This is a genomic window from Actinomadura sp. 7K534 (assembly GCF_004348575.1).
Taxonomy (GTDB): Bacteria; Actinomycetota; Actinomycetes; order Streptosporangiales; family Streptosporangiaceae; genus Spirillospora; species Spirillospora livida.
Genome location: NZ_SMKB01000113.1, coordinates 1 through 23,136 on the forward strand (window position 1 = coordinate 1; position 23,136 = coordinate 23,136).

22 protein-coding genes are annotated in these 23,136 nt (G+C 73.2%); 6 read left to right on the forward strand and 16 right to left on the reverse strand.

What is annotated here, in order from left to right; translation table 11 throughout:
• The 3 genes from E1266_RS21515 to accD all read right to left on the reverse strand — a co-directional run.
• The coding region (locus E1266_RS21515; RefSeq protein WP_279436338.1) for a biotin carboxylase N-terminal domain-containing protein at positions 1-500 on the reverse strand (500 nt) is incomplete at its 3' end.
• A gap of 4 nt (positions 501-504) precedes the next feature.
• A complete protein-coding gene (locus E1266_RS21520; protein ID WP_132049678.1) occupies positions 505-1,020 on the reverse strand; it encodes a biotin/lipoyl-containing protein in 516 nt (171 codons plus the stop codon).
• Between the two features lie 9 nt (positions 1,021-1,029).
• Positions 1,030-2,703 (reverse strand): acetyl-CoA carboxylase, carboxyltransferase subunit beta, encoded by a 1,674-nt coding sequence (gene accD / locus E1266_RS21525; protein ID WP_207945813.1) that lies wholly within the window; start codon positions 2,701-2,703, stop codon positions 1,030-1,032.
• Positions 2,704-2,922: 219 nt separating this feature from the next.
• Here accD and E1266_RS21530 point away from each other — a divergent pair, with 219 nt between their 5' ends.
• Complete coding sequence (locus tag E1266_RS21530) at positions 2,923-3,582, forward strand: hemerythrin domain-containing protein (RefSeq protein WP_132049682.1); 660 nt, start codon at positions 2,923-2,925, stop codon at positions 3,580-3,582.
• A 78-nt stretch (positions 3,583-3,660) separates the two neighbouring features.
• Here the strand turns inward: E1266_RS21530 and E1266_RS21535 are convergent, their stop codons facing one another.
• Positions 3,661-4,104 (reverse strand): DUF1801 domain-containing protein, encoded by a 444-nt coding sequence (locus E1266_RS21535; RefSeq protein ID WP_132049684.1) that lies wholly within the window; start codon positions 4,102-4,104, stop codon positions 3,661-3,663.
• Positions 4,105-4,268: 164 nt separating this feature from the next.
• Positions 4,269-4,559, reverse strand: coding sequence for a Fe-S cluster assembly protein HesB (locus E1266_RS21540; RefSeq protein ID WP_132049686.1), 291 nt, complete (start codon positions 4,557-4,559; stop codon positions 4,269-4,271).
• A gap of 419 nt (positions 4,560-4,978) precedes the next feature.
• Between E1266_RS21540 and E1266_RS21545 the strand changes: the two genes are divergently transcribed.
• The 4 genes from E1266_RS21545 (at position 4,979) to E1266_RS21560 (ending at position 9,383) form a co-directional block, all read left to right on the forward strand.
• The gene (locus E1266_RS21545; RefSeq protein WP_165966156.1) at positions 4,979-6,346 is read left to right on the forward strand and encodes an NAD(P)/FAD-dependent oxidoreductase; all 1,368 of its coding nucleotides are present in this window, start codon (positions 4,979-4,981) and stop codon (positions 6,344-6,346) included.
• A 40-nt stretch (positions 6,347-6,386) separates the two neighbouring features.
• On the forward strand, positions 6,387-7,697 hold the full coding sequence (locus E1266_RS21550) for a cation:proton antiporter (protein WP_132049690.1): 1,311 nt from the start codon (positions 6,387-6,389) through the stop codon (positions 7,695-7,697).
• 71 nt (positions 7,698-7,768) lie between these two features.
• Positions 7,769-8,542, forward strand: a complete 774-nt coding sequence (locus E1266_RS21555; protein WP_132049692.1) for an enoyl-CoA hydratase/isomerase family protein — start codon at positions 7,769-7,771, stop codon at positions 8,540-8,542.
• 82 nt (positions 8,543-8,624) lie between these two features.
• Positions 8,625-9,383: an SDR family NAD(P)-dependent oxidoreductase gene (locus tag E1266_RS21560; protein ID WP_132049694.1), complete on the forward strand. Its 759-nt coding sequence runs from the start codon at positions 8,625-8,627 to the stop codon at positions 9,381-9,383.
• A 52-nt stretch (positions 9,384-9,435) separates the two neighbouring features.
• Here the strand turns inward: E1266_RS21560 and E1266_RS21565 are convergent, their stop codons facing one another.
• The 8 genes from E1266_RS21565 to E1266_RS21600 are packed head-to-tail and all read right to left on the reverse strand — an operon-like array spanning position 9,436 to position 19,302.
• Positions 9,436-10,983, reverse strand: a complete 1,548-nt coding sequence (locus tag E1266_RS21565) for an AMP-binding protein (RefSeq protein WP_132049696.1) — start codon at positions 10,981-10,983, stop codon at positions 9,436-9,438.
• Positions 10,980-11,996, reverse strand: a complete 1,017-nt coding sequence (locus tag E1266_RS21570) for a TIGR03617 family F420-dependent LLM class oxidoreductase (protein WP_132049698.1) — start codon at positions 11,994-11,996, stop codon at positions 10,980-10,982. The genes E1266_RS21565 and E1266_RS21570 overlap by 4 nt, the downstream gene beginning before the upstream one ends.
• A 37-nt stretch (positions 11,997-12,033) precedes the next feature.
• Positions 12,034-12,834, reverse strand: coding sequence for an enoyl-CoA hydratase-related protein (locus E1266_RS21575; RefSeq protein ID WP_132049700.1), 801 nt, complete (start codon positions 12,832-12,834; stop codon positions 12,034-12,036).
• 43 nt (positions 12,835-12,877) lie between these two features.
• On the reverse strand, positions 12,878-14,050 hold the full coding sequence (locus E1266_RS21580; RefSeq protein ID WP_132049702.1) for an acyl-CoA dehydrogenase family protein: 1,173 nt from the start codon (positions 14,048-14,050) through the stop codon (positions 12,878-12,880).
• Positions 14,040-15,161 carry an acyl-CoA dehydrogenase family protein gene (locus tag E1266_RS21585; protein ID WP_132049704.1) on the reverse strand — a complete coding sequence of 374 codons (1,122 nt, stop codon included), beginning with the start codon at positions 15,159-15,161 and terminating at the stop codon, positions 14,040-14,042. Before E1266_RS21585 ends, E1266_RS21580 begins: the two co-directional genes overlap by 11 nt.
• Positions 15,162-15,191: 30 nt before the next feature.
• Complete coding sequence (locus tag E1266_RS21590) at positions 15,192-16,022, reverse strand: enoyl-CoA hydratase-related protein (RefSeq protein ID WP_207945811.1); 831 nt, start codon at positions 16,020-16,022, stop codon at positions 15,192-15,194.
• Positions 16,019-17,305 carry a MaoC family dehydratase N-terminal domain-containing protein gene (locus E1266_RS21595; RefSeq protein ID WP_132049706.1) on the reverse strand — a complete coding sequence of 429 codons (1,287 nt, stop codon included), beginning with the start codon at positions 17,303-17,305 and terminating at the stop codon, positions 16,019-16,021. The genes E1266_RS21590 and E1266_RS21595 overlap by 4 nt, the downstream gene beginning before the upstream one ends.
• Complete coding sequence (locus E1266_RS21600; protein WP_207945812.1) at positions 17,302-19,302, reverse strand: AMP-binding protein; 2,001 nt, start codon at positions 19,300-19,302, stop codon at positions 17,302-17,304. The genes E1266_RS21595 and E1266_RS21600 overlap by 4 nt, the downstream gene beginning before the upstream one ends.
• Before the next feature lie 95 nt (positions 19,303-19,397).
• On the opposite strand from E1266_RS21600, the gene E1266_RS21605 reads away from it, so the two are divergent.
• Positions 19,398-19,613, forward strand: coding sequence for an FCD domain-containing protein (locus tag E1266_RS21605; protein WP_165966157.1), 216 nt, complete (start codon positions 19,398-19,400; stop codon positions 19,611-19,613).
• 25 nt (positions 19,614-19,638) lie between these two features.
• On the opposite strand, the gene E1266_RS21610 is transcribed toward E1266_RS21605, so the two are convergent.
• The 3 genes from E1266_RS21610 to E1266_RS21620 all read right to left on the reverse strand — a co-directional run.
• The gene (locus E1266_RS21610; protein WP_132049710.1) at positions 19,639-21,138 is read right to left on the reverse strand and encodes a fatty acid--CoA ligase family protein; all 1,500 of its coding nucleotides are present in this window, start codon (positions 21,136-21,138) and stop codon (positions 19,639-19,641) included.
• Positions 21,139-21,188: 50 nt separating this feature from the next.
• Positions 21,189-21,497, reverse strand: a complete 309-nt coding sequence (locus E1266_RS21615) for a hypothetical protein (protein ID WP_132049712.1) — start codon at positions 21,495-21,497, stop codon at positions 21,189-21,191.
• Positions 21,498-21,573: 76 nt separating this feature from the next.
• Positions 21,574-23,136 (reverse strand): acyl-CoA synthetase (locus tag E1266_RS21620; RefSeq protein ID WP_279436339.1); only part of this gene is annotated, 1,563 nt, incomplete at its 5' end.

Below are 23,136 nucleotides of genomic sequence, written 5' to 3' on the forward strand. Positions count from 1 at the left end.
CCCCGGCCCCCGCCGCCCATCGCCGCCTTGATGATCAGCGGGTAGCCGATCCGGTCCGCCGTCCGCTGGGCGTCGCCCAGGTCCCGCAGCGGGTGCAGGGTGCCCGGCAGCAGGGGGAGCCCGCAGTCCGCCATGAGCTCCCGCGCCCTCGACTTGTCGCCGAGCCGGGCGAGCACGTCGTGGGGCGGCCCGATGAACGTGATGCCGGCCTTCTCGCAGACCTCGGGGAAGTCGGGTTCCTCCGAGAGGAAGCCGTATCCCGGGTGCACCGCGTCGGCACCGGACAGCGCGGCCGCCTCCATGATCGCGGGAATGCTCAGGTAGCTGCGCCGCGGATGCTCGGGCCCGATCCGGACGGCCTCGTCGGCACCCGCGACCGCGAGCGAGTCCTCGTCGGCCGAGGAGTAGACGGCGACGCTCCCGATCCCCAGCTCCCGGCAGGCGCGGACCACCCGGAGCGCGATCTCGCCCCTGTTCGCGACAAGAATCTTGTGGAACACGGCGTCAGCCGGGGGTGCCGATGGCCTGCACGGACGTGTCGAGCGCGATCAGGCCCGTCCCGAACTCCACGGACGTGCCGTCCGGGACCAGCACCTCGACCACCCGGCCCGCGCGGTCGGCTCCGACGGGGGTCATCAGCTTCATGACCTCCAGGATGGCGATCTGCTGCCCGGCCCGGACCTCGTCGCCCACGGCGACGAACGGCTCGGCGCCCGGCTCAGGGGCGGTGTAGAACGTCCCGACCATCTCGGCGCAGACGTGGTGCAGGGCGTCCCGGCCGGTCGCCTCGCAGGGCTCGGGCCCGGCGAGCCCGTGCCTTGCGGGTGCGGCGAGGGCGCCCGCCGGCTCGGCCGCGGGAGCCGCCGGGGCCGCGGCCGGCGACCATTCCAGCTCGACCGCGATGTCCCCCGTCCGGATCGAGAGCCTGTGCAGCCGCGGATCGGCCGCGGAGATGAGCCGTGCCGCGTGGTCGCAGACGTCGTCGAGGACGCCGTTCCGCTCGGCCTGTTCACTGGTCACCGATGTCTCCTAACCGAGGGCCTGGAAGCGGCGGAACCGCACCCGGCGGGTCTCCACGAGGCAGGCCGGGCCGAGCGCCGACAGCTCGTCCAGGCCCGCGGTGATCGCCGCCTTGAGGCGCGCGGCCGCCGCGCCGGGGTCGCCTTGGGCGCCGCCGTCGGGCTCCGGGACGACCGCGTCGACGATGCCGAGCCGCAGCAGCGACCGGGCGTCGACGCGGAGCTGCCGCGCGGCCTGCGGAGCGGCGCCCGAGTCGCGCCACAGGATGGCCGCGCACCCCTCCGGGCTGATCACCGAGTAGATCGCGTTCGAGAAGGCGAGGACCTTGTTGGCCACCGCGAGCGCCAGGGCACCGCCGCTGCCGCCCTCCCCGGTGACCACCGAGACGACCGGGACCGGCAGGCCGGTCATCAGCCGCAGGCTGTCGGCGATCGCCGCGGCCTGGCCCTCGGCCTCCGCCTCGATCCCCGGATGGGCGCCCGGCGTGTCCACCAGGGTGACCACCGGGACGCCGAGCTTCGCGGCCAGCCGCATGAGCCGGGCCGCCTTCCGGTACCCCGCCGGTGTCGGCATGCCGAAGCCGGCGCGCGCCAGCTCCTTCGCGGTGTGGCCCTTCTGATGGCCGATGATCATGACGGGGGCGCCGTCCAGCCGGGCCAGTCCCCCGGTGATCGCCCGGCAGTCGCCGCCGAGGCGGTCGCCGTGCAGCTCCACGAAGTCGTCGGCGATCCACTGGATGTAGTCGCGGGCTGTGGGCCGGTCCAGCGCCCTCGCGAGGCGCACCGCCTCCCAGGTCTCCCCGGCGGGCAGGTCGCGCGGATCGGTGACCAGCGGCGCGCCCGGCTCCTCCCGCCCGGCGGCCGCGTGCGGGGCGGCCGGACGCCGGGCACCGGCGGACAGCAGCCGCGACAGCGCGGACCGGAGCCCGTGCCGCGGCACGACGGTGTCCACCTGTCCCCGCTCCGCCAGGAACTCCGCCGTCTGGAAGCCCTCCGGCAGGGACTGCCGTATCGTCTGCTCGATCACGCGCGGACCGGCGAACCCCATGCGCGCCCCCGGCTCGGCGACGATGACGTCGGCCAGGGTGGCGAACGAGGCCGCGACCCCGCCGTAGGTCGGGTCGGTGATCAGCGAGACGGTGAGGATGCCGGCCTCGTCGAGTTCGCGGAACGCCTGGCTCGTCTTCGCCATCTGCATCAGCGCCAGCGCGCCCTCCTGCATGCGCGCACCGCCCGACGCCGTCACGACGAGGAGCGGCGTCCGCTCCGCGAGGGCGAGTTCGGCCGTCCGGGTGATCAGCTCCCCGACCGCCGACCCCAGGCTTCCGCCGAGGAAGCGGAAGTCCATCACGGCGGCGACGACCGGATTCCCGCCGATCGCGCCGCGGACGCAGGCCACCGCTTCGTTCATCCCCGTGGCCGCCTGCGCCTCGCTCAGCCGGGCCGCGTAGGGCTTCGAGTCGACGAACCCCAGCGGATCACCGGTGGCGACGGGGAAGTCGAGCCGCTCGGCGGTCCCCTCGTCCAGCAGGGCGGCGATCCGCTCGTCCGAGGTCATCCGCTCGTGGCGGCCGCACTCGGGGCAGACGAGAAGATCGCGTCTGAACCGCTTGCCGTAGGCCAGCGCGCGGCATCCCGAGCAGATCACCCACTCCGGCAGATCCACCGATCGAGCCGTCAGCACGTCAGTCAAGCGCGCCTCCCCAGTCGTCGTTACGCGGACGACTCTGGGCGCACGCTTTCAAGCGCCGATGGAGAGACGCTAGAGAGCACCGGACGCGTGGCCCGCGCCCTCCCCGCTCTCCAAGCGGCTTACAAGCCGGCTCCGAGGACGGTCGCCGACGATCGGCGCGTAAGACCATGACCAGCCCGTAAGACCGTGACCAGCCACGAGGAGCCGTCGATGGCCACTGCGTCCCGCCAGCGTCCCAACACCCACGAGATGGTCGTCACCCACCGCGTCTCCCGGCGCGAGTCACGGGTGCTGGCCGCCCAGGTGCCAGGCGTGCGGCCCGGGGACACCGGCCGGGCCCGGGTGCTCGCCGCCCACCTGAGCGACTACCTGCTCGCCCTGCACCTGCACCATTCGGCCGAGGACGAGCTGCTGTGGCCGCTGCTGCTGGCCCGCGTCGAGCTCGAAGCGGACGTCGTCCGGCGCATGGAGCGGCAGCACGAGCGGCTGGCCGCGGGCATGGAGCGCATGACGAGGCTGGCGCCGGCCTGGGCCGAGCACGCGGACGAGGAGTCACGCGACGCGCTGAGCGAGCTGCTGACGGAGCATGCGGGCCTCCTCACCGAGCACCTGGACGACGAGGAGCAGAACATCCTGCCCTTGGTGGAGCGGCATGTGAGCGTCAGCGAGTGGGCCAAGCTGTCCGAGCACTTCACCACCCACACGCCCAGGGACAAGCAGCTGTTCTTCCTCGGTGCGGTCCTGGAGGACGCGGACCCGCGGGAGCGGGCGCACGTGCTCGGAGGGCTCCCCCTCCCGGCGCGCCTGGTCTGGCACACGGTCGGGCGCGTCCGGTACGCGCGCCGCATCCGCAGTGTGCGGGGGGCCTGACGCGCTCCAGGGCCGCGACCGGCGCTTCGGGAGCGTCACCGGCGCGGCCCTGGCTCGCGGTCCTGTCAGAGCCCGTCGCTAGAGCGTCGCACCTGGATGCTTGCTCGCCTGCTCGAACCAGGAGACGAGTCGGCCCTCGTCCAGGTCATCGCCTTCGTGGATGTCCAGGTAGCGCATGCCGGGGTGCTTGGATTCCTTGGGCGGCATGGGATCGAGCGAGGTGCCGTTGAGGAACTGGACCTGCACGTACTTCGTGTAGCACCGGAACGAGAGGAACCAGCCGTCGCCTTCGTTGCCGTAGAACGGCTGGTTCCACTTCACGGCCTTGTGCACGTCGGGAACGGTCTTCGAGACCAGGCGATCGATCCGCTTCCCCACCTTGCCCTTCCAGCCGGGCATCGCCTTGACGTACTCCTGTACCGGCTTGTCGCCCTCGCCTTTGGGGATCTGCGGATTCCCACCGGAGAGCAGCTTCGGTCCGGAGCCGGAGTTCTTGTCGGTCTTCTTCTTGCTCGTCGGCATCGGTACTCCACCGTTCGTGCTCGTCGACGGCCGAGGCGTCGCGCGAAGGCGTGCAGCCCTGGCTCGCGGCCCTGCCTCGGCCCGAACGCGGCCATCCTGTTCAGTTGACCGATCTCAGCGATCGAAACATGGACGCCCGTTCCCGGCGCGCCGGAATCCGCACGCTACCGCCCGTTCTCCGGCGCGCTCGCGACTCGGAAGATCACGTCGTCCTCGGCGATCTCCGCGTTCAGGGCGCGGCCGCCGAGCATTTCGGCGGCGGTGGTCTGCAGGAACACCCGCACCCCGCCGGTCTCGATGACCTCGTCCCCCGCGTCCGGACCGGGCGCGATGGACAGTTCGAGCCCGCCGGCCGAGTCGTGGTGCACGATGCGCAGCCCGGAATCCGGCGGGACATCCGGCTTGTCCGTCAGGATGCGGATGGCTTCGACGGCGGTATCGGTCAACGTGAGCACGATTGAACTCCTTGGGCATGGTGACCAGTCGCCCGTTCAGGCAGAAACCCGTTCAGGCAGAAAGGTCACAGTAGAACACGCCGAGTGCGTTCAACTGAAGATTTCCCGCTGCCCGGCAGCGCCACTTCGCATACGTGCCTCGCCAGCCGATTCACCTGCTCCGGCCTGGCCCGATGCCCTCATGGCGTTCAACTGGGAAAGCACCGCAGTCGAACGCCGGCACTGCCCGCGTTGACTTCCCATATGCGGATCCGGATCCTGGTTTCCGGTACGCCCATGCCTATCAGAAATGGCGCCGCGTGCCGTGGCCATTCACGACGAGCCCTGAAATGAATGGCCGGGTCACCGTGCCCCGCGCCGGATGTCTCCGGGGACGGAGGTTCCGCGTGGGGACCCGTTCGAGCATGAAGGAGAAATCCGTGTCCGAGGCTCGCAGTAGCGATTACGACGCGATTGTGATCGGCGGGGGGCCCAGCGGGTCCTCGTACGCGATGACACTCGCCCGCAAAGGCCACTCGGTGCTCCTGCTGGAGCGGGAGGAGATGCCGCGCTTCCACATCGGTGAGTCGTTGCTGACCTACACCACGGACGTGCTGGAGCAGATGGGGCTGCTGGACCGGGTGGCCGAAGGCGGCTTCGTCGTCAAGCGGGGCATCGAGCTGACCGGGACCGAAGGCACGTTCCGGCGCCTCGACCTGGGCAAGGTCGGGGAGGGCCGGCGCGGCTGGACCTTCCACGTGGAGCGGGCCCACTTCGACAAGATCCTCCTCGACGCCGCGGCGGAGACGCCGGGCGTGACCATGCTCCAGAAGGCCCGCGTCCGGAAGCTGCTCTTCGCCGGCGAGCGGATCTCCGGCGTCCGGTACACCCGCGACGGCGAGGAGCACGACGCCACCGCGAGCTTCGTCATCGACGCGAGCGGCCGGACGGGCGTGATCGCCAGGGGGATGGGCCTGCGCAAGACCGACGACGACCTGAAGATGGCGGCGATCTTCCGGCACTACGAGGGCCTGGACGAGCGCAACAACCCGGCCACCGAGGGCGACATCCAGCTCGGGCTGTACGAGGACGGCTGGTTCTGGGCCATCCCGATCCGGCCCGGCGTCATCAGCGTCGGCTGCCTGGTCCCGGCGGAGATCCTGCGCAAGTCGGTGCCCGAGGAGGTGTTCAGCCGGAACCTCAAGCGGATCCCGCGGATCTCCCAGCGCATCGAGGGCACGACGGTCGCCCGCGACCTCACCGGCGAGAACAACTTCGAGTACCACTGCGACACCCTCGCCGGGCCCGGCTACTTCATCGTCGGCGACGCCGGCTGCTTCACCGACCCGGTGTTCTCCGGCGGCGTGCTGCTCGCCCTCACGACCGGCCGCAGGGCGGCCGAGGAGAGCGCCCGGGTGCTGGCCGGAGAAGCCGACGAAGGCGAGGTGGCGCTGCGCTACCAGAACTTCTTCAAGACCGGCTACGAGACGTACTACCGGCTCATCCGCGCCGTGTACGACAACAGGTACGTCTCCGAGGGCCGGGAACTGCGGGTGACGCCGCGGCACGGCGGCCAGCGACTCGCGGGAGCGGGGTGGTGGGGCATCCAGGAGAGGCTCCAGGCCACGTCCGGCGGGCCGTTCGACACCAGCGAGTCCATCGAGCACTTCTGGCTCGTGCGCGCGCTCAACGGGGACTTCTGGTCGGGCGACAACCGGTTCTTCCAGCGGCTGCGCGAGGAGAAGGCGTGGCGGCTGTTCGACGACTTCGAGCCGAGCTACGAGTGCCCGGTCCACCCCGGAAGCTGAGCGGCCGGGTGCGGCGGGCGGCGGGCGCGCGGAGGACCGGATGCTCGTAGCGGCACCTCCGACCGCCCCGGTCGGCGCCCACCAGACCCTGCTCCTGCTGCTGCAGATCGGCCTGCTGCTGGGTCTCGCGGTGGCGCTGGGACGGCTGGCGCGGCGGCTGGGGATGCCGGCCATCGCCGGGGAGCTGTCGGCCGGGGTGCTGCTGGGGCCGTCGCTGCTCGCCCAGGTGGCGCCCGGCGTGTCCGGCTGGCTGCTGCCGGACTCGCCCGGCCAGATGCACCTCCTCGACTCGGTGGGGCAGTTCGGCGTGCTGCTGCTGGTGGGCGTCACCGGGATGAGCGTCGACATGGGCCTGGTGCGGCGCAAGGGAGCCGCGGCGGCCCGGGTGAGCGTCGGCGGCGCGCTCGTCCCGCTGGCGCTCGGGGTGGCCGTCGGGTTCCTGCTGCCCGCCTCGCTCCTCGCCGAGGGCGCCGACCGGGCCGTGTTCGCCTGGTTCATCGGCGTGGCGATGTGCGTCAGCGCGGTCCCGGTCATCGCCAAGACGCTGCTCGACATGCGGCTGCTGCACCGGGACATCGGCCAGATGATCATCGCGGCGGCGGCGGTCGACGACGTCATCGGCTGGCTGCTGCTGTCGGTGGTGTCGGCGATGGCCACCACCGGGATCAGGGCCGGCGAGGTCACGCTGGCGGTCGGCTGCCTGGTCGGCGTCCTGCTGTTCGCCTGGCTCGTCGGCCGGCCCGCCGTGGGCGCGCTGCTGCGGCTGTCCGCCCGGTCGGCCGACCCTGGCGTCGCCGTCGCGGTGGCCGTCCTGATCGTGATGCTGGCAGCGGCGGGAACCCAGGCGGCTGGCATGGAGGGGGTGCTCGGCGCGTTCTACGCCGGCATCCTCATCGGCTCGTCGCGGTGGGTCGACCGCGAGCGGCTCGCGCCGCTGCGGACGTTCGTCCTGTCGGTGCTCGCCCCGCTCTTCTTCGCCACGGCCGGGCTGCGGATGGACCTGACCGCGCTGGGCGACCCCGTGGTGCTGGGCGCGGCGGGCCTCATGCTGCTGGTCGCCGTCACCGGCAAGCTGGCCGGCGGGTACCTCGGGGCCCGCGCGTCCAGGTGCGACCACTGGGACGCGCTGGCCCTCGGCGCCGGGCTGAACGCCCGCGGCGTCATCCAGATGATCATCGCGATGGTCGGGCTGCGGCTCGGCGTGCTGACCATGGAGATGTACACGGTCATCGTCCTGGTCGCGGTCGGGACGTCGCTGATGGCGCCGCCGATGCTGCGGTACGCGGTGCGCCGCGGGACGGCGGTGAGCGAGGAGGAGGCGCGGCGCGAGAAGGCGCTGGCCGTCGACTAGTCCCCGCCCTTCCCCCCGGCGGCCCCGGCGCGCTTGAATCTACTGACTGTGGATCTTCGCCGGGAGGACCGATGGCCTTCACCACGGTGACCTACGAGGTCGCCGACCATGTCGCCACGATCACGCTGAACCGGCCAGAGGCCATGAACAGCTTCAACGAGGCGATGCTCAACGAGTTCTCCGAGATCTGGGCGCGGGTCCGGGAGGACGACGACGTGCACGTCGTCCTGCTGCGCGCGGCGGGCGACCGGGCCTTCAGCTCCGGGGCGGACGTCAAGCAGGGGTTCGAGCGGCCGGACAACGTCTGGTCGGAGGAGGACCCGGGCGACCGGCTGTCCCCCAAGCTCAACCGGGTCTGGAAGCCCGTCGTGTGCTGCGTGCACGGGATCGCGGCGGGCGGGGCGTTCTACTGGATCAACGAGTCCGACATCGTCATCGCCTCGGACGACGCGACGTTCTTCGACCCGCACGTCAGCTACGGGCTGACCGCCGCGCTGGAGCCGATCGGGCTGGCCCGCAGGATCCCGGTCGGCGAGGTGATGCGGATCGCGCTGCTCGGGCTGGACGAGCGCATGTCCGCGCGGCGGGCGCACGAGATCGGGCTGGTCAGCGAGGTGCTGCCGCGCGAGGAGCTGTGGGCGCGGGGCGAGGAGCTGGCGCGGATCATCGCCGCCAAGCCGCCCGCGGCCGTGCAGGGCACCGTCCGAGCGGTGTGGGAGTCGCTGGACTCCACCAGGACGGAGGCGCTGCGGTCCGGAATGCTGTACACGCACATCGGCAACCCGATCGGGACCGCGCAGGTCGACCGGTCCGCCGTCCCCACCAGGAAGTGGACGCTCCGGTGACCCCGCCCGGCCTGGGATGACCCGCGGCCGATCTACTAGATTGACCTAGTTAACTCGGTCGGGGGCGGTGGAGGGAGAGAGCGTGGAGATCAGCGGCAAGAAGGCGATCGTGGTGGGCGGCGCGTCCGGCATGGGCCGGGCCACCGCGGAGCTGATGGCGGCGCGCGGCGCGGCCGTCGCGATCCTGGACCGGCCCGGCTCGGACGGCGAGGAGGTCGCGAAGGCGCTGGGCGGGACGTTCCACGCCGTGGACGTGACCGACTTCGGCGGCACCGGGCAGGCCATCGACGCGGCCGTCAACGGCCTCGGCGCGCTGCACGTGGTCGTCACCACGGCGGGCGGCGGCATCGCGCAGCGCACGCTGAGCAAGCAAGGGCCGCACGACCTGGACGAGTTCCGCCGCGTCCTCGACCTGAACGTCGTCGCCTCGTTCAACATCTCCCGGCTGGCCGCCCAGCACATGAGCCGCAACGAGCCCGAGGACGAGGAGCGCGGGGTGATCATCAACACCTCGTCGATCGCCGCGTTCGAGGGGCAGATCGGCCAGGTCGCCTATACCGCGGCCAAGGCCGGGATCGCCGGGATGTGCCTGACCATGGCCCGCGACCTGGGTTCGCTGGGCATCCGCGTCCTGGCGATCGCGCCGAGCCTCTTCGCGACCGGAATCACCCAGGGCATCCCCGACGAGTTCGCGCAGGCGCTCACGAAGGACGCCGCGTTCCCCAAGCGGATGGGCCGTCCCGAGGAGTACGCCAAGTTCGCCCTGGCCATCGTCGACAACCCCATGCTCAACGGCCAGTGCCTGCGTCTCGACGCGGGCCAGCGGTTCGCCCCGCGCTGACGCGCCGCGCCCGGCGCCCGCCGCCTCCTGGAGGCAGCGGGCGCCGGGACGGTCAGCCCGCGTCTCTGCCGCCGAGCTCGTCGCGGAGCAGGCGCTTGAGCAGCTTTCCGGTCTCGGTGCGCGGCAGTTCCTCCCGGAACTCGACCGCGCGGGGGCATTTCTGGCCCGCCAGCCGCTCCCGGCAGTACGCGATCAGCTCCGCGGCGAGCTCGTCGGAGGGGGCGCGGCCGGGTGAGAGCTGCACGAGCGCCCGTACCTGCTCGCCCCATTCGTGGTCGGGCACGCCGACCACCGCGCTGTCGAGCACGGCCGGATGGGCGGCGAGCACGGCCTCGACCTCGGCCGGGTAGACGTTGACCCCGCCCGTGATGATCATGTCCTTGATGCGGTCGACGATGAACAGGAAGCCGTCCTCGTCGAGGTGGCCCGCGTCGCCGAGGGTGAACGCCGTCCCGCGGAAGACCTCGGCGGTCTGGCCGGGGTCCCGGTGGTAGCGGAACCCGCGCCCGCCGCCGTCCAGGTAGACCGCGCCCACCCGGCCGGGCGGCAGCTCGTTGCCGTCGTCGTCCAGGATCTTGACCGTCATACCCCGGATCGGGCGGCCCACCGTGCCGGGCTTGGCGAGCCAGTGGTGCGGCTTGGCGATGGTCGCGGCGCCCTCGGTGCCGCCGTAGGTCTCCCAGATCACCGGGCCCCACCAGTCCAGCATCCGCTTCTTCAGCTCCGCCGGGCAGGGCGCCGCCGAGTGGACGATCGACTCCAGGCTGGAGACGTCGAAGCCGTCCTGCACGTCCTCCGGCAGCCGCAGCAGCCGCGCGAACTGCGTCGGCACCATGTAGCCGGTGGTGATCCGGTGCTCCTGGATCAGCCGAAGCGTCTCCGCGGCGTCGAACGTGCCCATGATGACCAGCGGCTGGCCGACGTGCAGCGCCGAGAGGTAGAAGACCTGGCACCCGCCGTGGAACATGCCGGCCGACACCAGGTGCGCGCCCTCCAGCGGCCGGAACCGGAAGGCGTGCGCGAACGACTTCATCGCGTCCGCCATCACGTCGGGGGCGACGTCCGGCATGTCCCGCCAGATTCCCTTGGGCCGGCCGGTCGTGCCGGAGGTGTACACGAGCGGCGCCCCGGCGGCGCGGTCCGGCGGCGCCGTGTCCGGGTGCCCGCGCAGCGCGTCCTCCTGCGGGACGAATCCCTCGATGCGGCCGCCGACGGAGACGCGGACCGGCACGCCGGTGACCGCGCCCGCGCGCTCCGCGTAGTCCGCGTGGACGACCAGCGCCTTCATGCCGGCGTGCTCGGCGATCGACGCGACCTCCGCGGCGGGGGAACCGGGGTTCAGGGTGACGTACCGCCAGCCCGCCTCCGCGGCCGCCAGCTGCCAGACGAGGATGTCCACGTCGTTGGGCAGTGCCATGCCGACCACGTCGCCGCGGCCGACACCGCGGGCGCGCAGCGCGTGGACGCGGCGGTGCGCCCGCGCCGCCAGCTCCGCGAACGTGAGCGTCTCACCGGCCGGGCACCGGGCGACCGCCGGCAGGTCGGGGTGGTGCTCGGCGAGGTACCAGACGCCCAGCGGGCGGTCCCACGGGTGTTTCATCGGGCCTCGTTCCGGCCGCGGAGGTGCGGGGCGAACGACGCGGGGTCGACGCGGTACGAGGTGTAGAGCGTGACGCGGTCGTAGACGTCGCCCACCTCGGCCTGGATCGCCGGGGCGATCTCGTCCGGCGCGCCGGTCACCGCGAACTCGCGCACGATGTCGTCGGTGATCATGTCGGTCATCTCCCGCCAGCGGCCCTGCTTGGACAGCGCGGTCAGCTCCGGCTGCAGGTCGCCGAGCCCGTGCAGGTCGAGCACCGGCCGGTAGGCCGGGGTGGACGCGTAGAAGGCGATCTGCCGCCTGGTGCCCCGCGCCGCCTTGGCCGTCTCCTCCTCGGTGTCCCCGGTGATCACCATCTGCGATCCGCACACGGCGAACCCGTCCAGCCCCTCCCGGCCGGCCTTCTCCCGCCCGCGCCGCAGGGCGGGCAGCGTGACCTCGCGGAGGTAGCGGCCGGTGGTGAACGGGTGGACGAAGAACCCGTCGGCGACCTCGCCGGCGACCTCCGTCATCAGCTGCCCCACCCCGGCGAGGTGGACCGGCGGCGGCCCGTGCGGGTGCGGCTGCTGGGCGAAGAACGGCGTCATCAGCGTGTGGGTGTAGAAGTCGCCCTGGAAGTCGAGCTTCGCACCGTCCTCCCAGGAGGCCCAGATCGCGCGCATCGCCAGCACCAGCTCGCGCATCCGCGCCGCCGGGCGCGACCACGGCATCGAGTACCGCCGCTCGATGTGCGCCTTGACCTGCGACCCGAGGCCGAGCACGAACCGCCCGCCCGAGACCCGCGCGAGGTCGTACCCCACCGTCGCCAGCGTCATCGGATTGCGGGCGAACGCGATCGCCACCGAGGTCCCGACGGTCACCGAGCCGGTGGCCGTGATCGCCTGCAGGCTCGGCAGGAAGGGATCGCTCCCCGCCTCGGCGACCCAGACGCCCGCGTACCCGTCCTGCTCCAGCTTCGCGGCCGCGGCCGGTGCCCCGGCCAGGTCGGCGCCCAGGTTGGCATCGATCTTCATCCGCTTCCCTTCCCTTCGACGGCGGCGGTCCGCCGGGTCAGCGCTTTCGCTCGGCGAGCCAGCGCCGGACGGCCGCACGGTGCTCCTCCGAACGGCCCGAGCGGACCATCCGCTCGCTCTCGCGCGGCAGCGCTTCGCGCAGGTCCAGTGCCTGCGCGTCCCGGACGTTCTCCTTGATCAGCGCGTGCGCGGTACGGGGCCCGGCGGCGATCTCGCGGGCCCAGGCGAGGGCGGCGCCGGGCAGCTCCGCGTCCGGCACCACCCGGTTGACCAGGCCCAGCCGCTCCGCCGCCGCGGCGTCGACGGGGTCGCCGCCGATCAGGAACTCCAGCGCACGGGCGGGCCCGAGGATCCGGGTCAGCGCCCACGGGCCGCCGAAGTCGCCGCTGAACGCCAGCCGGGACCAGCCGTTGACGAACGTGGCGGAGGACGCGGCGATGCGCAGGTCCGCGGCCAGCGCCAGCCCGATCCCGGCGCCGACGGCGGGGCCGGGCAGCGCGGCGACGGAGATCTTCGGGCTCTCCCTGAGCATGACCACCATGCGGGCCAGGCGGGTGAGCGTCTCCGCCTCGCCGGCGCCCTCCGGGCGCCGTCCCGTCCCCGCGCGGACGTCCCCGCCCGCGCAGAACACGGTGCCCGCCGCGGTGACCAGCACGCAGCCGACCTCGTCGTCGGCGTCGTAGCGCTCGATCAGCCGGGGGATCGCGTCGTACATCTCGGGGTGCAGGGCGTTGCGGCGCTCGGGCCGGTTCAGCTCGATCACCCCGACCCCGCCGGCGACCCGGCCGAGGACGGTCGGCGTCCCCGAGTCGACCTGCCGGACGGCGTCCTCGCTCATCGTCCGGTTCCGTTCATGGGCGGTTCCTCCGGCATGGGGCTCCCTACCTCGGTGGCATGGCGGGGTCGCGCGGCAGGCCCAGCACCTGCTCGGCGATGGTGTTGCGGTGGATCTCGGCGGTGCCGGCGCCGATGGTGGACGCGCGGGTGGCCAGCCAGCCGGTCGTCCACCGGCCGCGCTGCACCGTGTCCGGGTCGCCGCGCCCGAGCAGCCCGAACGGGCCGAGCAGATCGACGGCGAACTCGTGCAGCTCCTGCTCGAAGACGCTGTTGTAGAGGCGCGACACCGAGGACGTCGGGCCGGGCTCCCCGGTGGCGATGATGGACGCGATCGTGCGGGCGGCGTGCACGTTCATCACCCGGACCCGCACGTCGAAGTCCGCCAGCCGGCGGCGGACGCCGGGGTCGGCGACGGCGCCGCGCTCGCGGGCCAGGGCGATCAGCTCGTCCACGATCCGCCGGTAGAACGCGGCCTGGGTGAGGGCGCCCGCCGAGCGCTCGTGGCCGAGCGTGGTGCGCGCGATGCGCCACCCCTCGTTCTCCTCCCCCACCCGGTCGGCCACCGGGACCCGCACCTCGTCGAAGAAGATCTCGCAGAAGTGCTCGCGGCCGGTCATGTCGCGGATGGGCCGGACGGTGACGCCGGGGGCGCGGGCGTCGACCAGCAGGTAGCTGATGCCCTTCTGCCGCGACTCCCGGGTGCCGGTGCGGACGAGGACGAAGAACATGTCGGCCTTGTCGGCGTTGGTGTTCCACACCTTCTGGCCGGTCACCACGTAGTGGTCGCCGTCGCGGCGCGCCGCGGTGCGGAGGCCGGGCAGGTCCGACCCGGCGTCCGGTTCGGAGAACCCCTGCGCCCAGACGATGTCGGCGCGCAGCGTCGGCCGCAGGTAGGCGGCCTGCTGCTCGGCAGTGCCGTACTTGATGATCGTGGGCCCGACCATGTCCCACCCGGTCCCGGGGTGCGCGGGAACCCGCACCCCGGCCATTTCCTCGTTGTAGATGACCTGCCGCGGGAACGGCAGGTCCATGCCGCCGTGCTCGCGGGGCCAGGACGGTCCAGCGAAGCCGTGGTCGAACTTGGTGGCGGCCCACGCCTTGGCGAAGGCCAGCCGCTCCGCCGCGCCCCTGGGCGGCCTGCCCGGGGCGTGCTCCTTCAGGAACGCGCGCACGGACGCGCGGAACGCCTCGTCGCCGGTCGCGTCGTCAGTGGCCATCGGTGCCCTCCTCCGTGATCCCGCTGAGCCGGGCGAGGCGGTCGCGGTGCCAGTCCGGCGTGCCGAACAGCACCTCGTCGGTCTTGGCGCGCTTGTAGTACAGGTGCGCGTCGTGCTCCCAGGTGAACCCGATGCCGCCGTGGATCTGGATGGCGCCGGCGGCGACCTCGGTGTAGGCGCGCGAGCAGCAGATCTGCGCGCTCGCCGCGGCCACCGCGAGCCCGGCCGGGTCCGGGTGCGGGGTCAGCGCGGCCGCGTACGCCGCCGACCGCGCCGCCTCCACGGCGACCATCATGTCGGCGCAGCGGTGCTTGATCGCCTGGAACTCGCCGATCGGCCGGTCGAACTGGTGCCGCGTCTTCGCGTACCCGACGGCCGCGTCCAGGCACCACCGCGCTCCCCCGGCCTGCTCGGCGGCGAGGGCGATCCGCGCGTGGTCGAGGGCCGTCCCGGTGACGGCCGGGTCGCGCGACACCAGCCGGGCGGGAACGGACGCGAAGTCGAGCCGGGCCATCTCCCGGGTCGGGTCGACCGCCTCGTGGGCGCGGCGGGTCAGGCCCGGCGCGGTGCCGGAGACCGCGAACAGGGCCGTCCCGGCGCCGGTGTCGGCGGTGACGAGGATCAGGTCGGCGGCGGCCCCGTCCAGGACGAAGTACTTGGTGCCGTCGATGGCGAACCCGTCGGCGCCCTCCTTCGCCGTGGTCCGCGACGCCTCCGCGTCCCAGGAGCCGTCGGCCTCCACCAGGGCCAGGGTCGCGATGGTGGAGCCGTCCGCGATCCCCGGCAGGTGCTCCGCCTTGATCTCCTCGTCGCCGCAGGCGAGCAGCGCCGGAACGGCGAGGCCGGCGGTGGCCAGCAGCGCCCCCGCCGCGAGCGCCCCGCCCAGTTCCTCGAACACCACGCACATCTCGGCCGCGCCGAACCCCGACCCGCCGTACTCCTCGGGGACGGCGAGGCCCTGGACTCCGATCCCGGCGGCCATCCTCCGCCACAGCTCCGCGTCGTGCGGGCTCCCGGAGTCGAGCGGCCGCCGCCGGTCGGCGTGCTCCTCCAGGAAGCCGCGCAGCACCGCGCGCAGCTCCTCCTGCTCGGGGGTGAATGCGATCTCCACGGCGTCCTTCCTAGTCAGCGTCCGGTGAAGTCAGCGTCCGGTGAAGAGCGGGGCGCGGCGCCCGAGGAACGCCCGGACGCCCTCCTTGAAGTCCTCACCGCGCAGGCTGAGCTCGACCGTGCGGGCCTCTGCGTCCAGCGCCCGCGGCAGGTCGGCGGTGAGGTGCTCGGAGATCAGCGCCTTGGTGAGGCCGTGCACGAGGGTCGGCCCGGCGGCCAGCTCCGCGGCGAGGTCCCCGGCGGCGGCCGCCAGCTCGTCCGCCGGCACCACCTCGCCGATGAGGCCCCACTCCAGGGCCCGCGGAGCCGGCACGACCGCGCCCCGGATCAGCATCTGCTTGGCCCGCGCGACCCCGATGAGCCGCGGCAGCAGGAACGTCCCGCCGCTGTCGGCGGTGAAGCCACGCTGGGCGAACGGCTCGCTGAACGCGGCCGTGTCGGCGGCCACCACGAAGTCGCAGGCGAGCGCCAGATGCAGGCCGAGCCCGGCCGCCCGCCCCTGGACGGCGGCGACCGACGGCACCGGCAGGTCCCACAGGGTCCGGACGAGCCGGTGCGCCGTCGCGGACAGGTTCCGGATCATCGCGCCCAGCGGCGGGCGCTCCCCGCCCGGGACGTTGGCGGCGACCAGGTCGGCGCCGCCGCAGAAGTTCCGGCCCTCGCCGCGCAGGAGCACGGCCCGGACGGCGCCGCCCGCGGCGGCGTCCTCCAGCGCGCGCAGCAGGACGCCCATGTCCTGGCCGCGCAGCGCGTTGGCCCTGTCCGGACGGGCGAGGGTCACGCGCAGCACGCCGCCCGTGACCTCGCACCGCACCCCGTCCGCGGCCGCACCGTCCTCGGCCGCACCGTCCGGAGTGGTCACCGCCGCCCCTCGCGCAGCAGCTCCCCGTGCCGGGACATCATCTCGACCGCCTTGCGCTGCAGCTCGGCCGGGACCTCGGGGAGCAGCGCGGGCCCGTGCTCGCGGCTCGGCAGCACCACGGCCGCGGTGCCCTTGACCGTGTCCTCGCCGCGCTGGTTGGTGCCCTTGAACGCGATGTCGACCAGGCACCGGCCGTCCTCGGCGACCGTCTTGCCGGTGACCTCGCCGGACAGGAAGTGCGTGTCGCCCTGGTAGTTGAACTTGCGGATCTCGTCGTGCTGGGAGACGACCCACGCGTCGTCGCCCGCCCAGTCGGTCAGGTAGTGGTGCGCCCAGCACTCGCGCAGCACGCCGTAGTCGTAGGCGCGGGGCGTGCCGATGGCCTGCGCCCAGGCGGAGTCCCAGTGGACGCGCTGCGCCACGTCGGGGACCCCGTACTCGTTCTTGATGTAGAACGGGGCGATGCGCTGCCGGTTCTGGTGGGCCAGCCGCCCCGTCTTCAGCCCGTACGGGACGAACCCGTACCCGCCCGCGTGGAAGACGATCATGTCGGTGGTGGTCAGCGGGCCCTTCGCCATCGGGGGGAGCGCCTCGCCGATCCGCACGTCCTCGTAGTAGCGGGGCGCGCCACCGCGCGGGCTCTCCTCCGCGTAGACCTCCTCGATCTTCGCGAGGTCCTCGTCGGTGTAGCTCGGGTCCTCGATGTCCTTGTACTTGCCGCGCTCGCGGGCCTTCTTGCGCTCGGTGTAGATGACCAGGGTGCGGTAGACGCCGACGACCTCCGCGTTCTGGTTCATCTTGACCTGGCGGTTCACCTTCACGACCGAGCGGCCGGCGAACTCCGACCGCTTCAGCTCGACCGACTCCAGCCCGCCGAAGCTGTACAGGGTGTCGCCGGGCCGGATCGGCCGGTACCAGTCCCAGGTGCCGCCGGACACGAAGGCGTGGATGCCCCGGTAGCTGCCGCCGCGCTCCTGCTTGGCCGGGCGCTCGCCGCGCAGCGGGGCGTTCAGGATCGCCGCCATGATCGGCGGCGCGATCTGGCCGCCCCACCGGGTGCCACGCCCGTAGTCGGGGTCGGTGAACAGCGGGTTGTCGTCCCCGTAGCCGGTGGCGAAGTTGCGGATCCCCTCCGGGGTGGCGGTGCTGAGGAACTCCTGCGAGCGGCTCGCCCAGTCCCGGCCGACGATCGCGCGGTCCTTCTCGATGTCGGCCTCGTCGAGCTCGGCGGAGGTCGCCTTCTCGAACTCCTCCTCGGTCGGGGCATCGGTGGTCTCGCTCATGGGGCGTTCCTTTCGGGGACGTCGAAGAGCGCCCGGACGCCCGGGCGGCTGATCTTCATGGACGGGGTGCGCGGCAGCTCGTCCACGACCTTGATCTCGGCCGGCAGGTGGTAGCGGGCCAGCCGGTCGCCCAGCCAGTCGCGGAGCTCGGCGGTGCCGGCCGGGGAGCGCAGCGTGACCGCGACGACCGGCACCTCGCCCAGCCGGGGGTCGGGCAGCCCGACGGCGGCGGCGTCGAACACGGCCGGGTGCTCCTTCAGCGCGTCCTCGATCACGCTCGGGACGATCTTGAAGCCGCCGCGGTTGATGGCGTCGTCGGCGCGGCCGTGGATGTAGAGGAAGCCGTCCTCGTCGAGGGAGGCCAGGTCGGTGGTGCGGGTCCAGTCGTCGCCGCCCGCGGGGAGCTGCGCGCCGCGCGCCTCCAGGATGCCGGTCTCGCCCGGCCCCAGCGGCGCCGCGGTGGCGGGGTCGACGATCCGCAGCTCGATGCCGGGGTGGGCCCGGCCGACGCTGCCCCGCTTGGCCTCGCCCCACTCCTGGCGCAGCTTGAGGTGCCATCCGGCGATGGCCCCGGCGAACTCGGTCGCGCCGTAGTTGGTGAGGACGGGCACGCCGTAGCGGGCCTCGAAGCGCTCGGCGTCGGCGGGGTCGAGCGGCGCGGTGCCGGACAGGACCCCGCGGACGCCGTCGAACACGTCCCCGGGCACCTCGGCGTCCATGACCATGCGCATCGCGGTCGGCGGCAGGCCGACGATCTTCGGGCGGTGCGCGCGGACGAGCGAGGCCCACGCGTCCACCTCGAACTTTTCGAGGAGCGCGGTGGTGCGCCCCTCCAGGACGGTGCTCACCACGAAGTACAGGCCGGCGATGTGCACCAGCGAGGTCCAGAGGATGACGCTGCCGGGGCGGAGCCGGGGCTCGCCGTCCAGCGCGGCCGCGGTGCCGGCGGCGTTGTACGCGGCGGTGAGCCGGGTGTAGGTCAGCTCCACCCGCTTGGGCTTGCCGGTGGTGCCGCTGGTCAGCATCAGGACGGCGACGTCCGAGGGTTCCGCCGGGCGCGGGGCGGGCGTCCAGTCCACCTCGCGGCGGGCCAGCGCCCGGTCATCACCCGTCTGGAGTGCCACGGCGCCCGCGGCGCGGGCCGTGTCCGTGACGCCGTTCCTGGCCCAGTCCTCGGGGTCGGCGATGACGACTTGCGGGGCGAGGCCCGCGATGTCCTCGGCAAGCCCGACGTCGCCGTGGAAGGGGCTCAGCGTGACGACCTCGCGGCCGGTGGCCAGCACGGCGAGCAGCGCCGACAGCAGCGCGGGCCGGTTGCGCAGGACGATGCCGATCCGGCGGGCGCCGGTTCTCTCCAGGAGGGCTTCCAGGTCGTCGACGGTCTGGCCGTGGTAGGCCCAGGGGTAGGTCCGGTCACCGAAGGTGAGCGCGGGCGCGGCGGGGTCGAGCGCGATCGTCCGGCGCAGCCGCGCGGACAGCGGCCGATCGGCTGGCGTCCCTCCCGGTCCGGGGCGGGCGTGGTTCATTGGGTCCTTCCCGTGTTCATGGAGTCCTTCGTCGTCCAGATGTGTCTCGTTGCGCGGGTGGGTCTCGTCGCGGGCGGGGAGCCGCCGGAGCAGTGCGGCGAGGCCGGTGTCGCGCGGGTTCGGGCCGACGTAGGGCGGGACGCCGAGCACCTCCCCCACCGGCGGCACCTCGCCGGGCAGGTCGTCGACGAGGACGGCGGGGGCGTGCTCCGGCGGCAGGGCGGGCAGGACCCAGTGGCCCCGCCCGTCCCGCTCGGCCTTGGCGTGGACGGCCGTGACCAGGTCGGCGATGCCCGCGCCCTCGGCGCGGCGGCGCGCGTAGTCCGCCCCGCCCGCGCTCCACAGCAGCACGGGCACGCCCAGCTCCCGCAGGCCGGTGAGCAGTTCGCGGGCCAGGGGCCGCAGCGACGTCCCGGTCACCGAGTCCAGCAGGGTGCCGTCGACGTCGAAGAGCCACGCCCTGGGGGTCATGACCATCACGGTACGCCTACGTAGATGACTTCGCGAACATAGTTTACTTAGTAGGTTTTGAGCTCGAACCCTCGTCCAGCCCCGCGGCCGCGCACGTGGAGGTGCACGCGGCGCTGGCGCGGCTGAGCCGCAACCGGCTGCTGGCGCTGTTCACTGCGGTACTGGCGGAGCTCAGCCTGATCCGCGTCCCCGCCGAGGCGGAGGCGGACACGGCCGCGGTCCACGGGAAGATCGCCGACGCGGTGCTGGCGGGCGACGCCAGCCTGGCCCGGCACCGGATGAGCCGGCACCTGCGGGCGCTGGCGCCCTGACGGCCGGACCGGCCCGGAGAGGCGGTCAGTCCGGTGCTGCGGTCAGTCCGGTGATGACGTCCCGTTTGACGACCTTGCCGGTCGGGGTGCGGGGAAGCTCGGGCCAGCAGGCGATGCGGTCGGGGGTCTTGGAGCCGCGCAGCCGTGACCTGATGTGCTCGCGCAGCTCCTCCGGGTCGAGGACGGCCCCGGCCACGGGCACGACCACCGCCTCGATGCGCTGCCCCCACTCGTCGTCGGGCACGCCGACGACGGCCGCGTCCGCCACGTCGGGACGGCGGAGCAGGACGTCCTCGATCTCGGCGGGCGCGATGTTCTCACCGCCCCGGATGATGGTGTCGTCGACGCGGCCCTCGACGAACAGGTAGCCGTCGTCCAGCCGGCCGCGGTCCCGGGTGTCGAAGAAGCCGCGCCCGTCGACCGCCGGGCCGTGCCCCGCGTACTCGCCGGACACCTGCTCGCCGCGCACCCAGATCCGGCCGCTCTCCCCGGGCGGCAGCACCCGGCCGTCCTCGTCGCGGATCTCCAGCTCGACGGACGGGACGGGGCGCCCGGCCGACCCCAGCCTCGCCCGCAACCGGGGGTCCTTCGCGACGAGGGCGGCGCGGTGGTCGGCGGGGCCGAGCACGGCGATGGTGGAACTGGTCTCGGTGAGGCCGTAGGCGTTGACGAAGTCGACGTGCGGCCATTCCCGCAGCGCCCGCTCGATGACGCGCGGCGGCATCTTCGCGCCTCCGTAGGCGAGGGCGCGCAGGCTCGGGACCGAGCGGTCCAGGCCCGGGGCGTCCATGATCCGGGCGAGCATCGTCGGGACCACCATCGCGTTGGTCACGCCCTCCGCCCGCACCAGGTCCAGCCACCCGTCCGGGGTGAACGAGGGCAGCGTGAGGCAGCGCCGCCCCGCGTACAGGTTGGTGAGCACGTTGGACACGGCGGCGATGTGGTATGGCGGGACGCTCATCAGGGCCGCCTCGTCCTCGCCCGCCGCAGCGAACTCCACCGACCCCAGCACGTAGGAGGTCAGGTTGTGGTGGCGCAGCACGACGCCCTTGGGCTCGGAGGTGGTGCCGCTGGTGTAGATCAGCACCGCGGTGGCGTCGGGGCCGGCCTGCGCCTCCTCGGCACCGCCCCGGGCAGCAGCCTCGTCCGCGGCCTGGAGGAAGTCTGCCGGGGTGCGCACCGAGAGCCCCGCCTGGAGGAGGGCCTCATGCCGGTCCTCGCCCGCGATGCCGTACGCCTTGGGATGGTGGGCGAGCAGGCGCCCCAGCTGGTCCTCGCCCAGCCGGTAGTTCACCGGGACGAGCGGGACCCCCGCGAAGGCCGCCGCGAAGAAGGCCACCGGGAAGGCGGGGCCGTTCTCGGCGAGGTGGACGACCGCCTCCGCGCCCGACTCCCGCACCCGTCCGGCGGCGCCGGCGGCCAGCTCCCGCAGCCGGGAGGCGGTCAGGCCGACGCTCCGGGGCCCGATGACGACCCGGTCGCCGAAGCCGTCCGCCGCCATCTCCAGCAGCATCGTCACGTTCATCCGTGCTCCAGTCGGCCGTGCCGTCGAGGCGAAGTCATCGGAACGAGCGGTCAGTCGGAGGCGGGAAGCGGCTTGGCCTCCTTGACGGGCAGCGCGGCGCCGTTCACCTCGACGGTGCCCTGCCCCGCCTTGGTGCACAGCAGCTCGATCCCGAGGGCCTCGTCGGCGTAGCGCTTGCCGAGCAGGGTGCCGTCCTGCCGCGCCGGGTCGGCGGCGGCGGAGGGGGCGGGCGCCTCAGCGGCGTCGACCATGGGCCTGCCGCCGCAGGTCACCTCGACCTCCTCGGCGGGTGCGCGGACCACGACCATCCTGGTGCCGTCGACGGCGCTCGCGAGCTGCCGGCCGGGACGCAGCTTCATGTCGTCCTCCCCATACAAGGGTAACTAGGTTACCTATAGTGTCGTGAACAGCCAAGGCACTGGTAGCGCACCCTCGTCAGCGGGCCTTCTCGGCGGGTGCGTCCAGCAGCAGCCGGCGGAGCAGCTTGCCGGTCGGCGTCCGGGGCAGTTCCCCGGTGAACTCGATGGTGCGCGGGCACTTGTAGCCAGCCAGGCGGGCCCGGCAGTGGGCGATCAGCTCGGCGGCGAGTTCCGGGCCGGCGGCGGCCGGGTCCGCGGGCTGGACGACGGCGCGCACCCGCTGCCCCATCTCCGGGTCGGGCGCCCCGACCACGGCCGCGTCGGCGACCGCCGGATGGACGGTGAGGACGTCCTCGATCTCCTGCGGGTAGACGTTGACGCCGCCGCTGAGGATCAGGTCGGCCCGGCGGTCCACCAGGTACAGGTACCCCTCGCCGTCCAGGCGGCCGAGGTCGCCGAGGGTGCTCCAGCCCCGGTCGTTGTAGGCCCCGGCGGTCTTGTCCGGGTCGTTGTGGTAGCGGAAGGCCGGCGCGCCCTCGAACCAGACGGTGCCGATCTCCCCGGCGGGCAGCTCGCGGCCGTCGTCGTCCAGGACGTGGACCGTGCCGAACGTCGGGCGCCCGACCGAGCCGGGATGGGCGAGCCAGTCGCGGGAGTCGATGAGGAAGAAGCAGTTGCCCTCGCTGCCGGAGTAGTACTCGTACACGATCGGCCCGAACCACTCGATGATCCGGCGCTTGATCTCGACCGGGCAGGGCGCGGCGGCGTGCACGACCGTCCGGAGGCTCGACAGGTCGCGGCGGGCGCGGACCTCCTCGGGGAGCTTCAGCATCCGGATGAGCATCGTCGGCACGAACTGGGCGTGCGTCACCCGGTGCCGCTCGATGAGCTCCAGCGTCCGCGCGGCGTCGAAGCGGTCCATGAGGACGACCGTGCCGCCGTGGCGCATCGTGCCGAGCGTCCAGCCCGTAGGGGCGGCGTGGTAGAGCGGCGCCGGGCACAGGTAGACGGTGTCGGGACCGAACCCGAACATCAGGGGCAGCACCGGGTCGAGCTTCCGCCCGGTGCCGAACGGCTCCCCGGTCAGTTCGGGGAGGATGCCCTTGGGCCGCCCGGTCGTCCCGGACGAGTAGAACATGTAGTAGCGCTCGCGCTCGTCCTCCGGTTCCTCGGCGGGGTAGGGCGCGGTGGCCTCGCGGAGGTTCTCGAAGCCCTCGGGCGGGTCGCCGTCCCCGTCGATCAGCCGCACCGTGAGGTCCGGGGAGCCGTCCGCGACCTCCCGCGCCGCGCCGCCCTGCCCGCCGGAAGCGATCAGGGCGCGGGCGCCGCAGTCGCGCACGATGTAGGCGGCCTCGCCGGCGGTGAGGTGGTGGTTGACCGGCGTCCAGTACAGGCCGGACCGCTGGCAGGCCCAGGCCGCGACGAAGTAGCCGGCCTCGTTGTCCATGAGCAGCGCGGCATGGTCACCGGCTTCGAGCCCGCGGTCGGCCAGCAGCCGGGCGAGGCGCAGGGACGCCTCGTCCAGCTCTCGGTAGGTGGTGACCTTGCCGGTGGCCGCCTCGATCACGGCGGGCTTGGCGGGATGCCGCTCGGCGAGCCTGGACAGGTGCACGGCGTCCTCCTTCGGGGTGGGACGGGC

Bases quoted from the DNA above. Each gene is read 5' to 3' on its own strand.
- E1266_RS21530 (WP_132049682.1), top strand. From the start codon at position 2,923: ATGGCCACTGCGTCCCGCCAGCGTCCCAACACCCACGAGATGGTCGTC.
- E1266_RS21555 (WP_132049692.1), top strand. From the start codon at position 7,769: ATGGCCTTCACCACGGTGACCTACGAGGTCGCCGACCATGTCGCCACG.
- E1266_RS21570 (WP_132049698.1), bottom strand. From the start codon at position 11,996: ATGAAGATCGATGCCAACCTGGGCGCCGACCTGGCCGGGGCACCGGCC.
- E1266_RS21615 (WP_132049712.1), bottom strand. From the start codon at position 21,497: ATGAAGCTGCGTCCCGGCCGGCAGCTCGCGAGCGCCGTCGACGGCACC.
- E1266_RS21535 (WP_132049684.1), bottom strand. From the start codon at position 4,104: ATGCCGACGAGCAAGAAGAAGACCGACAAGAACTCCGGCTCCGGACCG.
- E1266_RS21550 (WP_132049690.1), top strand. From the start codon at position 6,387: ATGCTCGTAGCGGCACCTCCGACCGCCCCGGTCGGCGCCCACCAGACC.
- E1266_RS21580 (WP_132049702.1), bottom strand. From the start codon at position 14,050: ATGGCCACTGACGACGCGACCGGCGACGAGGCGTTCCGCGCGTCCGTG.
- E1266_RS21565 (WP_132049696.1), bottom strand. From the start codon at position 10,983: ATGAAACACCCGTGGGACCGCCCGCTGGGCGTCTGGTACCTCGCCGAG.
- E1266_RS21610 (WP_132049710.1), bottom strand. From the start codon at position 21,138: ATGAACGTGACGATGCTGCTGGAGATGGCGGCGGACGGCTTCGGCGAC.
- E1266_RS21600 (WP_207945812.1), bottom strand. From the start codon at position 19,302: ATGACCCCCAGGGCGTGGCTCTTCGACGTCGACGGCACCCTGCTGGAC.
- E1266_RS21595 (WP_132049706.1), bottom strand. From the start codon at position 17,305: ATGAGCGAGACCACCGATGCCCCGACCGAGGAGGAGTTCGAGAAGGCG.
- E1266_RS21575 (WP_132049700.1), bottom strand. From the start codon at position 12,834: ATGAGCGAGGACGCCGTCCGGCAGGTCGACTCGGGGACGCCGACCGTC.